The organism is Galbibacter pacificus, from assembly GCF_029603165.1.
GTDB classification, from domain to species: domain Bacteria; phylum Bacteroidota; class Bacteroidia; order Flavobacteriales; family Flavobacteriaceae; genus Galbibacter; species Galbibacter pacificus.
This window is the reverse complement of record NZ_JAQSVC010000007.1, coordinates 206,190-220,179: the sequence shown is the minus strand read 5'-3', so window position 1 is coordinate 220,179 and position 13,990 is coordinate 206,190. Positions and strand designations below refer to the sequence as shown.

General features: G+C 37.0%; 12 protein-coding genes. 9 read left to right on the top strand and 3 right to left on the bottom strand.

Annotated elements, in window-relative coordinates:
• The first annotated feature begins 150 nt into the window (after positions 1 to 150).
• The 3 genes from PSF86_RS17120 to PSF86_RS17110 all read left to right on the top strand — a co-directional run bounded on the left by PSF86_RS17120 (position 151) and on the right by PSF86_RS17110 (position 2,543).
• On the top strand, positions 151 to 1,728 hold the full coding sequence (locus PSF86_RS17120) for a family 43 glycosylhydrolase (RefSeq protein ID WP_277901311.1): 1,578 nt from the start codon (positions 151 to 153) through the stop codon (positions 1,726 to 1,728).
• 99 nt (positions 1,729 to 1,827) lie between these two features.
• On the top strand, positions 1,828 to 2,292 hold the full coding sequence (locus PSF86_RS17115; protein ID WP_277901310.1) for an RNA methyltransferase: 465 nt from the start codon (positions 1,828 to 1,830) through the stop codon (positions 2,290 to 2,292).
• 2 nt (positions 2,293 to 2,294) lie between these two features.
• Positions 2,295 to 2,543 carry a CBU_0592 family membrane protein gene (locus PSF86_RS17110; RefSeq protein ID WP_277901309.1) on the top strand — a complete coding sequence of 83 codons (249 nt, stop codon included), beginning with the start codon at positions 2,295 to 2,297 and terminating at the stop codon, positions 2,541 to 2,543.
• Here the strand turns inward: PSF86_RS17110 and PSF86_RS17105 are convergent.
• Complete coding sequence (locus tag PSF86_RS17105; RefSeq protein ID WP_277901308.1) at positions 2,540 to 3,139, bottom strand: TetR family transcriptional regulator; 600 nt, start codon at positions 3,137 to 3,139, stop codon at positions 2,540 to 2,542. The genes PSF86_RS17110 and PSF86_RS17105 overlap by 4 nt on opposite strands.
• A 165-nt stretch (positions 3,140 to 3,304) precedes the next feature.
• Between PSF86_RS17105 and PSF86_RS17100 the strand changes: the two genes are divergently transcribed.
• From PSF86_RS17100 to PSF86_RS17080, 5 genes are all read left to right on the top strand, one after another.
• A complete protein-coding gene (locus PSF86_RS17100; RefSeq protein ID WP_277901307.1) occupies positions 3,305 to 4,540 on the top strand; it encodes an alkaline phosphatase family protein in 1,236 nt (411 codons plus the stop codon).
• A gap of 20 nt (positions 4,541 to 4,560) precedes the next feature.
• The gene (locus tag PSF86_RS17095) at positions 4,561 to 7,665 is read left to right on the top strand and encodes a SusC/RagA family TonB-linked outer membrane protein (RefSeq protein ID WP_277901306.1); all 3,105 of its coding nucleotides are present in this window, start codon (positions 4,561 to 4,563) and stop codon (positions 7,663 to 7,665) included.
• A gap of 5 nt (positions 7,666 to 7,670) precedes the next feature.
• A complete protein-coding gene (locus PSF86_RS17090) occupies positions 7,671 to 9,122 on the top strand; it encodes a SusD/RagB family nutrient-binding outer membrane lipoprotein (protein ID WP_277901305.1) in 1,452 nt (483 codons plus the stop codon).
• Between the two features lie 142 nt (positions 9,123 to 9,264).
• The gene (locus PSF86_RS17085) at positions 9,265 to 10,230 is read left to right on the top strand and encodes a GlxA family transcriptional regulator (RefSeq protein WP_277901304.1); all 966 of its coding nucleotides are present in this window, start codon (positions 9,265 to 9,267) and stop codon (positions 10,228 to 10,230) included.
• Between the two features lie 271 nt (positions 10,231 to 10,501).
• Positions 10,502 to 11,851 carry a Gfo/Idh/MocA family protein gene (locus PSF86_RS17080; RefSeq protein WP_277901303.1) on the top strand — a complete coding sequence of 450 codons (1,350 nt, stop codon included), beginning with the start codon at positions 10,502 to 10,504 and terminating at the stop codon, positions 11,849 to 11,851.
• On the opposite strand, the gene PSF86_RS17075 is transcribed toward PSF86_RS17080, so the two are convergent.
• Positions 11,852 to 12,550 (bottom strand): TIGR03915 family putative DNA repair protein, encoded by a 699-nt coding sequence (locus tag PSF86_RS17075; RefSeq protein ID WP_277901302.1) that lies wholly within the window; start codon positions 12,548 to 12,550, stop codon positions 11,852 to 11,854.
• A gap of 226 nt (positions 12,551 to 12,776) precedes the next feature.
• On the opposite strand from PSF86_RS17075, the gene PSF86_RS17070 reads away from it, so the two are divergent.
• Complete coding sequence (locus tag PSF86_RS17070) at positions 12,777 to 13,544, top strand: LexA family transcriptional regulator (protein WP_277901301.1); 768 nt, start codon at positions 12,777 to 12,779, stop codon at positions 13,542 to 13,544.
• Positions 13,545 to 13,673: 129 nt separating this feature from the next.
• Here PSF86_RS17070 and PSF86_RS17065 read toward each other — a convergent pair whose 3' ends face one another.
• Positions 13,674 to 13,853 carry a CPXCG motif-containing cysteine-rich protein gene (locus PSF86_RS17065; RefSeq protein ID WP_277901300.1) on the bottom strand — a complete coding sequence of 60 codons (180 nt, stop codon included), beginning with the start codon at positions 13,851 to 13,853 and terminating at the stop codon, positions 13,674 to 13,676.
• Positions 13,854 to 13,990: the final 137 nt, after the last annotated feature.

The following is a 13,990-nucleotide window of genomic DNA, read 5'->3' as shown; positions in this document are numbered from 1 at the left end:
GAATAGCTTGAGATTGCAACCTTTACATAAAAAAAACCTTTCGTTTGAAAGGTTTTTTTATATGAAACTTAAAGAATACTACAATGAAAAATAAAAGTAAAAAAGACATTAATTATTTGTTATATTTAGGCCGTAAAACATTGACCAAGCATGAAGAACACAGCTTTTTTAGTAACCCTGCTTATTGTATCGACCTTTATGGGTTGTAAGCAAAAAAGTAGGTCACAAACCGAAATTCTCGCAAAAAACACCTCTTTATATGTCAATCCGGTTATCCCTGGGGATTTTGCAGACCCGTCTGTAATTAGGGTCGCCAATACATATTATGCAATCGGGACATCCTCAGAATGGGCTCCACATTTTCCAATATTTACGTCCAAAGACCTTGTAAACTGGACGCAAACAACCTATGCTTTCGATAAAACACCCATATGGGCTTCGTCTTCATTTTGGGCACCAGAATTATTCTATTATAACAATACATTTTATTTGTATTATGTTGCCAGAAGAAAAAGCGATGGCGTTTCTTACATTGGTGTGGCTACTACAAAAAACATTGAAAATGGCTTTAAAGACCATGGCGTTTTAATTGAATACGGCAGCGAAGCCATCGATCCGTTTGTAATGGAAGACAACGGCAATTTATATATAAGCTGGAAAGCATATGGGCTCGATGAACGACCAATAGAATTATTAGCCACCAAGCTTTCCAATGACGGACTAAAACTGGTTGGCGACCCATTCACTATATTAAAGGATGATAATTTACGGGGAATAGAAGGTCAATATATGGTTAAAAAAGATGGTTTTTACTATCTTTTTTATTCTGAAGGAGCTTGTTGTGGCAGCAAATGCGATTACGATGTGCGGATAGCAAGGTCGAAAACACTTCAGGGCCCATATGAAAAATATACCAAAAACCCCATTTTAACCGCCAACGATACCTGGAAGTGCCCCGGCCATGGAACCATGGTTAAAACTACAGAAGGGAAATGGGTATATATGTACCATGCCTATAGCCAGAAAAGTGACATCTATACCGGAAGACAAGGCTTGATAGACGAAATTGTTTGGGACGAAAAAACCGGGTGGCCCATACCAAAAAGTAATGTAGCCCCTTCTAAACAAAATGAATCGCCATACAATTCCGTTCAAAATATTGATTCAGGATTTCACGACGATTTTAACAATAATGAACTGAATAAATCTTGGCAATGGGATTTTAGAAACGTTGTGCCTAATGTTACCATAGACAATGGCAAACTTTTGCTATCTGGACAGACCAAAGAAACAAATCTTGCAGGAACCGCACTGACCGTTCGCCCTTTTTATGGAAACTACACCATTGAAGCCGGTATCACCAATAAAAATGAAAGCCTAAAAGGACTAACCGTGTATGGCGATGCCAACCAATGTCTTGGTCTTGGCGTTGTTGATAACAATATTATTGCTTGGCAGGTAAAAAACAATGAACGGAAAGTCTTATCAACCGTTTCTATTGAAGGTTACAAAATGCTTCAACTTAAAATTTCCATGAAAAATAATGAATGTCACTTTTATTGGAAGGATGAAGGCAACTGGAAACCCATAAAACTTGAAGGTGAATCAACCATAAACGGAGCCTTTCTTCCACAATGGGACAGGAGCCCCCGCCCTGGACTCATTCAATACGGAAAGTCCGAAAAACCTGCCATGTTTGATTATTTCAAGATAGCTCACAATCCATAGTATTTTACCAAAATGGAAAAGTGCAAATTTCTTTTTTTGAGTATCATTATTAAAACGCCTAATTTTATGCCCATCTGAAAAAAATATTAATCTATTTTCATGGTTGTAGACAACTTAGAACAAGGCTATTTTGGTATTGGAATCCTAAATGGAAAAACACCTGCAAATCTAGGCGTATTGTGGAGGTCTGCCCAAAATATGGGTGCAAGTTTTATCTTTACAATTGGCAACCGTTATCATAAACAAGCAAGCGACACCCACAAAGCTGTAGGCGCCATGCCTTATTTTCATTACGACACTTTTGAAGATTTTTATAGGCACTTGCCAAAGAGTGCATTATTAATTGGAGTTGAACTTAACGAAAATGCCAAACCACTCGAAACCTTTCAACATCCCCGGAGGGCTGTCTATTTATTAGGAGCAGAAGATCATGGCTTGAGCAATGAAGCAATTAAAAAATCGCATATATTAGTTCAATTCAAATCTACCTATAGCTTGAACGTGGCAGTTGCAGGTAGTATTGTTATGTATGACCGCTCAATGAAAGGAACCGTTATTTATTAAAAATGAACATTGAACTTTACACTATTATAGGCTGGGTAGGCGCCATTATATTCATTATTGCATACTTGTTATTGGTCATGAAAAAAATATCGGCCAGAAAAAAAACGTATCATATCTTAAATGCCATTGGAGCCATTTGCCTGATAGCAAATGCCTATTATTTATCAGATTTCCCCAATGTTTTAGTAAATGTAGTCTGGGCAGCAATTGCAATCTACGCATCAACAAAAAGTCTGTCGTCTAAAGGCTAGCCTGCTTTTAATAATTGCATGGCATACGATACATATAACTGTACTTGCTTTTTATATGCGGTTTCTTCTTCTTTAAATAATCCCAAATAATAATATCCTCCGTCAATTAAGGCAAAAATAATTTCGGTAGCTTCCTCGATATCGGTATTTGCTATGACATTATTTTCACGTGCTTCGTATAATTTCGATCTTAAAACCTCATGCAATGATTCTAAGTACCGCTTAAAACTTATTTTAAAATCGCTTTTTCTATAAACCAAAGCATAGCAACTGTAAAAAACCCCATCGTCAAAATACCGATTCCATTTTCTTGAAAAGAGACTTTCAATAAAACTAATCAACCGTTCTTCTGAATTGATTTCCCCAAACTCTTTGGAGCTAACAATATTCAAATGCCGTTCTAGTATATATTCATTCAACCCTATTAATAAATCGTCTCGCGTTTTAAAATAGTGCATGACCAAACCATTGCTTATACCCATTTCATCGGCAACCTTGGCAATTGAAGCATTTTCCAAACCTATTTTTTTGGCCACCTTATAAAAAGATTTGATAATCTCCTTACGTCTTTTATCTGTCAAATTTTTTCTTCCCACTCGCACTGTTTTAAACAAATATAACACTTTGATTTGTTTATGGATAACAGAATACGTTTAACAATAATTAAACATTATCATAATATTTTTTTAAATTGAACATTCATTCAATTTATTTTTTAATAAAATACATTTAACCCAATTAAAAACTTAAACCAAGTCAAGATGAAAATCAAACAATTACCACTCTCGGTTCTCACCTTTTTAGTATTGATCAATACTGTTCTTGCTCAAGAAAAAAAGGTTGTTTTTATTATTGTAGACGGCATTGCCTTCAACATGCTACAAAAGGCTAATACCCCCAATCTGGACAATATCTCTAATCAAGGCAGTTTTACTGAAGCATATGTTGGCGGCCTTGTAGGTACCTATTCCGAAACGCCAACCATTTCGGCTGTAGGGTACAACAGCTTGCTTACCGGTACTTGGGTAAATAAGCATAATGTATATGGAAATGGCATAAAAAACCCAAATTATAACTATCCAACTATTTTTAGACTGTTTGAAAATCAATTTCCAGATAAACAAACTGCCATATTTTCAACTTGGTTGGACAACAGAACCAAACTTATTGGCGACAGCCTTCCGCAAACAAATTACATAAAACTGGATTATGCCTATGACGGATTTGAATTAGACACCATTGCTTATCCACATGACGATGCACGGAAATATATTAAGGATATCGACAAAAAAGTAGCTCATGAAGCCGCAAGGTATATTAAAGAGAAAGGGCCCGACCTATCGTGGGTTTATTTGGAATTTTCAGATGATATAGGTCATAAATATGGAGACAGCCCTCAATTGTACAATGCCATTGAATTTGAAGACAAACTTATTGGTTCCATCTGGAACTCGATTAAAGAACGCGAGGCCAGCCACGATGAAGAATGGATGTTACTTGTTACAACCGACCACGGAAGAACCGTCAAAGACGGTAAGCACCATGGAGGGCAAACAGACAGGGAAAGAAGCACATGGATTGTTACCAACATAAAAAACACCAATCAATATTTTAATAATGAAACGCCCGGGATAGTCGACATTCTCCCTACCATGATCGACTTTCTAGATATAAATGTTGATAAAGACATTCAATATGAAATCGATGGGGTTTCATTAATCAATCCTGTTAATGCTATTAATCTAAAGGCAAACATACATGATGGGAAACTTGAGGTAAGTTGGAAAAATATTAATCAGAACAATTCAGAAGGAAAATTATATATCGCTGAAACCAACAATTTTAATACTGGCGGAAAAGATCAATACCGGCTATTGGGCACTGTAAACCTAAGCAAAGAACATTACACCAAAAAGTTAGGGAAAAACGACTCTAAATTCTACAAAATAGTTTTAGAAACCAACAACAACAGCATCAATACATGGATAATCAAATAACTACTAATCTAAAAAAACCAATGAAAAAAAGAATTATTCTTTCAATCCTGTTACTAATTACAGCTATTGGGTTTTCGCAAAACACAATTTCGGGTACTATAACAGACCAAAACAACATCCCTTTGGGCGGTGTAAACATAAGCATTCAGAATTCCGTTGGAGGAACTGTCTCAGATTTTGACGGAAATTACAGTATTCAAGCTAAAGACGACGATTCTATTATTTTTTCGTACATCGGGTTTAAAACGCAGACTATTGCCTTGAATGGGGAAAACACTATAAATATAGTTATGCAAGAGGACTCTGAACAACTAAATGAAGTTGTAGTTACTGCATTAGGCATAAAAAAGGAAAAGAAAGCATTAGGATATGCCGTACAAGAAGTTGATGGCGAAAGTTTGGAAAAAGCAAAAGAAGCTAATTTTGTAAACTCCCTTTCGGGCCGGGTGGCTGGCTTAACTGTAAAAAACTCAACAGATTTATTCCAAAATCCAGAAATCAATTTACGGGGCGCTAGCCCTTTGCTGGTGATTGATGGAATTCCAGACAGGACAACCGATATTTGGAAAGTAAATACCGACGATATCGAAAACGTAAGTGTGTTAAAAGGTGCCACCGCATCTGCATTATATGGTTCGGCAGGAAGAAATGGCGCCATTATGATTACTACAAAAAAAGGCAAAAAAGGCAAAATGTCTGTTTCCTTTAACAATTCAACCATGTTTCAACCTTCCTTTATTAAGGTGCCCGATGTACAGACTACCTACGGAAACGGTAATCAAGGGGTATATGCTTATGTGGACGGAAGTGGCTCGGGTACCGAAGGCGGTGGCTGGATTTGGGGGCCAAAACTAGACCAATTAGACCCCTCCACCCCTAGCGGCTATGTGGAAACAACACAATACAATAGCCCTATAGACCCTCAAACTGGTGAGCTGATTCCAATTCCATATATAAGTAGAGGCAAAAATAATATCGACGATTTTTTTAGAACCGGCCTTATTCAATCCAATAACATAAGTGTAGATTGGGGAAGCGAAAAAGCCAGTTATAGGATGTCGCTTTCCAATGTATACCAAAAAGGAATTGTTCCCAATACCGATTTAAAAAACACATCTTTTAGCGTTGGTGGATCCATAAACCCATCAGATAATTTTAAGGTAAACTCCACCTTAACCTATAATAAACAATACACCAACAATTTTCCCGAAGTAGGATATGGGCCAACAAACTATCTTTATAATTTAATTCTTTGGACGGGAGTAGATGTAGATGTAAACGATTTAAAAAATTATTGGAGAGAGGGTCAAGAAGGCTATCAGCAAAGGCATTTCAACGTTTCTTATTACAATAACCCTTACTTTCAGGCTTTCGAATATTTAAGAGGATATAATAAAGATAATGTTTTTGGAAATATTAATTTTGAATATAATATTACCCCAGAGTTTAGCTTAAAAGGACGTAGCGGGGCAAATATTTACAGCTTATACAGAACTTATAAAGAACCTAAGAGTTATATTGGGTATGGAGATAAATCCAGAGGCAACTTTACCGTTGAAGACTCTAATTATTTCGACATTACAAGTGAGCTTGGTATAAAATATGAAAACGACCTTACTGAAGACATTTCTATAAATGGCGAGTTTGCTTATGCAAATTATTATAGAAACTCAACGTATCATTCTACTGCAACCGACGGGTTAAACATACCGGGCTTTTATAATCTTGACAATAATTCGGGAGCTACGCTATTTGGGGAAAATGACATAACCAAAGAAACCATTCATAGTTTTTACGGCTTTGTAGATCTTGAGTTTTACAATGCTTTTTATCTTACTTTTACGGGAAGGAACGACAAAGTATCCAGTCTTCCCGAAGGAAATAATTCTTTCTTTTACCCGTCAATTTCAGGTTCTGTGGTGCTCTCAAGCATATTCGACCTTCCAAGTTGGGCTTCTTTTGCTAAGTTAAGGGGCTCTTGGTCCCGGGTATCCGAAGGAAAAATAGACAAACAATCCAACAATCCATATAGCCATATTCAAGCCTATGAAAAAGGTACGAGTTGGGATGGAACACCTTCGGCTTATTTTGGAAGCGCGCTATTGTCTCCTAATTTAAAACCAGAAACCTCAGACACTTGGGAAATAGGTTCCTATATTAGGTTTTTTCAAAACCGATTAGGTTTGGATGTTGCTTATTATCAAGCAAGGGACTACAACAATCTTATTTACAGCCCGCTTTCTGAAACGTCGGGATATACAAGTTTGCTATTAAATGGCGATGTATTCAAACGAAAAGGAATTGAATTTACACTAGATGCTTCCCCTATTAAAAATGAAAATTTTCAATGGAACACTCAAATTAACTTAAGTCAGTATAGGCGTTATCAAGAAGAAATATATGGCAATAAAGAACAAACAGAAGGTTTTATCCGTGTAGGCGACCGTACCGACAAAATTTATGCAAATGTTTATCAAACCAATGAAAATGGAGAACTCATTTTAGAGAATGGTTTCCCGGTATCCGACCCATATCAACGCTATATAGGCTATGATGAACCCGATTGGACTTATGGGATTTCCAACAACATTTCCTATAAAAATTTTAATCTATCATTTCTTTTCGACGGCCGCATCAATGGCCTTATGTATTCTACCACCAACCAAAAAATGTGGTGGGGAGGTACAGCCCCGGGCACTGTAAACCAGTTTAGGGACGATGCCAATAATGGAGAAAGCACATTTATTGCCCCGGGCGTAAAGGTTATTGGTGGCTCGGTTGAATATGACGTAAATGGAAACATTGTAAACGACACACGCGAATATGCACCAAATGATGTTGCTGTAAACTATATCAACTACATGCAAACAACCAGCAATAATCAAAATAAAAATTATCATTACTACAAAGAGACCTTTATTAAACTTAGGGAAGTTACCCTTACTTATACTTTTGGAAAAGCTATTATTGATAAAATGCCTCTTTCCAACTTGAGCCTTTCGTTTGTTGGAAGAAACCTATGGCTTTCTTCAGACATTCCAAATGTAGACCCAGATTCTGGAAAAGATAATTTACAAGCACCTTCCACTCGCAGTATCGGATTTAATATTAATGCCAAATTTTAATTAAAATGAAAAAAATAACAACATCCTTTATATGCTTTCTCGTTTTCTTAACCATAAACAGTTGTAGCAAAACAGAAGATTTACAAGACGACCCCAACAGGGCCACAGAAGTAAGCCCGGAACTACTTCTAACAAATATTGAAATTCAGGCTTTTAACAATATAAGTTTATCTGCCGCTCTGGCAAGTCGCTACTTAACGTACACCAATGGGGTAAATTCAAACCAGTATTACAACTGGCAACGTGCCGGGTACGATGATTATGACAACCTTAAACAGGTATCCAAAATGATGGAAGAAGCTCAAAGAACCGAATCGGGGGTTTATCAAATCTTGGGTAAATTTTTCAATTCATACTTTATTATATCGCTTACCGAGGTGTTTGGTGATGTACCATATTCTGATGCCATTCAAGCAACCGAAAACAATTATACTCCAGTATATGATACACAGAAATCAATTTATCTTAAGGTTTTAAATGACTTAAAGGATGCAAACAACGAACTGGCCACTAATGAAGAAACCATACTTGGCGATATTATATACAATGGCGATAAGTTAAAATGGAGAAAGCTCATTAATTCATATTATTTAAGGGTTTTAATGAATCTTTCCATAAAAGAAGGGAATGATGAATTAAACATAGTTGCCCGATTTAACGAAGTATATACCAACCCTGGTAAATACCCTATTTTTGAATCGAATGAAGATAATGCCGCATTAAATTATTACAATATACAGGATAACAGATACCCATTGCAAAATAACAACGACTTACAAACAGCCTATTACATGGAAGAAAGTTTTGTCGAGCGCCTCCAAAATTTTGAGGACCCCCGCTTGTTCGCATTTGCAGAAAAGAAACCGAATGCCGCCGATTTACCAAATACCGATTTTTCTGCATATGGTGGACTTTATGGAAGTGGAGATCTTAATGATAACACAAGCAAGGCTGTTGCTGGTGAAGCTTCCAGGGTTCATCCCCGATATTTTACAGATCCGGAGAACGAATCAAGCTTATTAATAAGCTATGCGGAATTAGAATTTATTTTAGCTGAAGCAGTTGCCAGAAATTGGATATCGGCCGATATTGATATTCATTATAAAAATGGCATTTCTGCATCTATGGAGTTTTATAATATTTCTAATTTTAACGACTATTTAAACAATCCTGACATTCAGCTTTCACCAGGAAATGAAATAGAAACAATTTTAACCCAAAAACACATTTCAATGTTTTTAAATACTGGGTGGCAAATATTTTATGAGCAAAGAAGAACCGGATTTCCAGAATTTAACACCGATGGAGAAGGAATTTTAAACAACGCTAAAATTCCAAAACGATGGATGTATCCAGCAGATGAAGCCGTTAATAATGGAAATAACTTAACCGATGCCATTCAACGCCAATATCCAAACGGGGATAATACAAATGCCGAAATGTGGTTATTGCAATAAATTTTTTGATTTATTCCAAACAAAAGGAGGGGGGTTGATTAATAAAAACACCCTCCTTTTTTTATGGTCATTCTAACCATAATTGGCACTAACGACATTTTAAGGGGTTGATTATGCCATTGTTTATCAATACCTTAGCAACATGAAAAAAGTTGGTGTACTCGTTCCACATTATAGCATTATTGCGGCCATAGGCAATACCCGGTATATGTTTAAAATGGTAAATACATTTTTAAAAGAAATTGGCAAGCCGCCGTCTTTTGATGTCAGGCTAATTGCAGAGACACCAGAAATAAGTCTAAACGACAATCTTTATACCATTCAGGCAGATCATACATTTGAGGAAAAAGAATTATTCGACTTGATAATAATCCCGCCCACCAGCGGAAAAATGGAAGCGTCCATAAATGTAAACGCAAAAACCATTAAATGGGTAAAGCATCAATATAAAAACGGTGCCGATATTGCAAGCCTTTGTGTGGGTGCCTTTCTTTTGGCCGAAACCGGGCTCTTAAATGGCAAGGAATGCTCCACCCACTGGAAAACACTAAACCAATTTAGAGAGCGTTATCCGCTAGTAAAACTAAAGCACCATAAAACGGTTACAGACACGCAGGGAATCTACACAAGCGGTGGCGCCAATACTTATTGGAATTTATTGATTTATTTAGTAAAAAAATTTACCTGTCCAGAAGTGGCCCTGCATACGGCAAAATATTTTGAGGTGGAACCAAACCTAAACGACCAATCGCAATTCTTTATTTTTAATGGCAACAAAAGCCATAAAGACGATAAGGTGCTGGAAGCTCAAGAATATATTGAAAAAAATTACACTCAAGGGATTACACTAGACCAAATATGTATGCTAACAAAATTACCCCGTCGTACTTTTCAAAGGCGGTTTAAAAGGATAACTCATTTTACGGTTATTGAATATCACCAACGTGTAAAAGTAGAGGCCGCAAAAAAGTTATTAGAGATAAATCAAAAAAATATAAGTGAAATTATGTTCAGCGTAGGTTATTCGGACCCTAAATCTTTTAGGGCCATTTTTAAAAAATATACCGGACTTACTCCTATTCAGTATAAAAACCGTTATTCATCATAAATCATCAAATCAAAAGGGTTTATTCATCATCAAAAAAAATCAAATCATGCTTCACCTCATAAAATACATAGTAGACTTATTTACCTTTTTGCTTGTTTACTTGCTGTAAATATAGTACAGCCCTTTTACAACAATATTACAAAAACAACCAGCTACTATAAAACTCTTTTTATTTTATATAAGTATATTTTACTTATATTTAAACCTATAAGCTCGTGCCATCTTTGGTTATCGGGGTTATATATAGTAAAACCAACCAAAACATTGTAATATGACAAAGCATACCAGCAGAAGAAAATTTATCAAAAATTCATCCTTAGCCCTTACCGGACTTGGCATGGCCAATTACCTATCTGCAAACACATTAACCGCGCTACAACAAAAAGTGGGCCCTAACGACCAGATAAACTTTGGCGTAATTGGCTGTAACGGGATGGGCTGGAGCGACATGAGTGCCCATTTAAACATCCCGGAGGTAAACTGCATCGCGCTGGCCGACATCGACCAAAATGTACTCGATAAAAGGGCCGCCAATGTAAAGGAGTTGCGCAATACAACTCCAAAACTATATACCGATTACCGTAAAATGCTTGAAAACAAAGATATTGATGCTGTTATTATAGGAACGCCAGATCATTGGCATTGTTTAAATATGGTGGATGCTTGCGAAGCAGGAAAGCATGTGTACCAAGAAAAACCAATAGCCAATAGCATCGAGGAATGCAATGTAATGGTGAAGGCCGCAAAAAAATACGGCCGGATAGTACAAGTTGGTCAATGGCAACGAAGCGGCTCTCAATATGATGAAGCCATAAAATATGTGCAATCGGGCAAACTGGGAAATATAAGGCTTGTAAAATGTTGGTCGTATCAAGGTTGGATGAAACCAGTTCCTGTAGTTCCCGATTCTGCACCGCCAAAGGGAGTAGATTATAAAATGTGGCTTGGACCCGCACCAGAAAGGCCTTTTAACAAAAACCGGTTTCATTTTAACTTTAGATGGTTCTGGGATTATGCAGGTGGTTTAATGACAGATTGGGGCGTACATGAAATAGATATTGCTTTGTTTGCCATGAACGTAAAAGCCCCTAAATCTATTCTTGCATCCGGTGGGAAATTTGCCTATCCAAACAATGCCTCTGAAACCCCCGACACTTTACAGACCGTATACGAATTTGAAAATTTCAACTTACTTTGGGAACATGCCACAGGAATCGACGGTGGCAACTACGGAAAATCCGAAGGGATTGCCTTTATTGGCAATAACGGGACGCTGGTAGTAAACAGGCAAGGTTGGGAAGTAATTCCAGAAACTCAGGACCAAGACGGCAAAAGAGTGCCAAGAACAGAAAAAGTAGATTTTATTCCGGGAAAAAACAATGCCCTTGACGTCCATGCCCAAAACTTCGTTAATGCCATTAAAGGAGAAACCAATAATTTAAATTGTGGTATAGAGACCGGAAGTATTGCTGCCATTAATGCACATATGGGCAATATTGCCTATAAAACCGGCGAAAAAATATATTGGGACGCCACAAAGGAGCAGTTTAAAGACAATGCCCGCGCCAACCAACTTACAAAGGCCAATTACCACAATGGGTGGGAATTGCCCAACGTATAATCAACAATTTATCTCGGCTTTATTGTTGCTTTTGGCAAGCCCATAAAATGGCTTATTTTGTAAATTAACATAGAACATTGCATTGTTTTCCTCAAAGACTTTCAATTGGTCGTCTATGGACAAGTGCACGCGGTCAATCTCTTTGGTATTAAAATACAGGCCGTAGTTTCTGCGCTGGTCGTAAATAAGCCATTTTTTATTGGGGTATTTTCTTTTAAAATAATTCCCGATAAGCGGTAACATATTAAAATTAGAATTTATGGTAGCCACTTCCATACCGGTTCTTGTTGTTTTAAAAACCAAAAAATTTTTAATATGCCCCAATTCCCTGTCTACCATTCTGGCAACTTGGGAGACCCGAAGTGTATTGGCATCGGGCATATCGGTATACCTAAAAGATTCTGTAGCATATACATGCACAATATATTTCAACAAAGCATCTTCCGTACCCTTAATTTCGCTTAAAAAAGCTTTATACAATTCATTCGCACCATGTTTTGTTAGCTTCACCTCCAAAGATTTCCAGACCCGCTTGGAATATATTTCAGAAGAAGATACGTTTACGGTTTCCGAAAACATATCGGGAACATAATGCTTGGGTTTCACTATGGAAACTTCTTTTATGTTTTCATCAAAAACTTTGTAAACGGCCGACAAAAACCCAATAAAACTGCCATCGTAAATTAAAATTGTATTCATAGTTGTTTTTCTTTTAGTTCTTTTAAAAAACTTGGTAAAAATTGACGCTCCTGTTTTTGGAAATATTCCAATATTTAATAATGCATTCTTCATATCTTTCTTTAAATTAGCCAATGTTATTACCAATAACCGATTCAAATATATGGAATTATTCCAATAAAAAGGAATTATTCCTAAATTTTTTATATATTTACATTGCATATTGTATTTAATTCATCATACAAACATGAAATCTAAACTTCCTATAGAAGTAACACGCTTTAAAGAAATAAGGGAAAAATATAATTTTACCCAGCAAACCTTTGCAGAAACCCTCGGCATTAAAAGTTCTACGGCCGATATCGAAAGGGGCAAATCAAAAATCTCCGGCAGCATTGTAGTCGAGCTCATGGAACAGTTTAAGGTAAACCCCTTATGGCTCTATGGAAAAAGCAACCAAAAAGAATTAAGTACAACGGTCAATACCGCGCCAAAAATACTTACCGTCACCCCCGAAAACAACGATGGTATTGTCTTGGTAAATGTAAAAGCCGCCGCGGGTTATCCGCACAACATTCAGGATCTGGACTGGTACGAAGAGCTCCCCGCTTTCACCCTTCCCCTCCCCGAGTACAGAAATGCTACCTATAGGGGCTTTCAGGTAGAAGGCGACAGTATGTTGCCCGGTCTGCACCCCAAAGAATGGGTTTTGGGAAAATCGGTAGAAAATGTAAACATGCTCAACAATCACGCTATATGCGTAGTGGTCCTGCACGACAGCGTACTCGTGAAAAAAGTACAAAAGCACGACAACAACGAGCACTTATCCTTAATTTCATTAAACCCCGAATACCCGCCAATTACCATCAACACTTTTGACATTCAGGAATTATGGGAAGTAAAAAGTAAAATAAGCATGGAACTGGACGGGGATGCAGGCAATATTGCACTTTCGCAAATACAACAATCCATTACAGAGCTTAAAAGCGAAATTCAATATTTAAAAAATAAGTAGGAGCCCATAGGTCTGGGTTTGTAGCCAAGGCATTTGCCCGCTTTCACCCATACATGCCCCGTTCCTCCCGGACGGGGCAGGGTAATTGGCTCAATCGGGGCTAGAAGCCCATATTTGGGCATAAGTTAATTACTGTTCAATACTTTCTGCACTAAACACCATTAATTCCCCTTCCTCAAATTTTGCCGTAATTTCTATTGGGTTGCAACATACCTCGCAATCTTCCACATATGTTTGGTTTACCGAGGGATCCAAGAGCATGGAAATTTCTTCCCAACAATACGGACATTGAAAAAAATGTTCAAACATACCGTTCAAGACTTAATTAATTATTACAAAACACTGCAAATCATGCCTAACAACTTGGTATTTTAATTAAAATCGAAAGCAACGAACAAAAAAAGAGTGTTAGTAACCAACTAACACTCTGTAAATCAATCAAACAA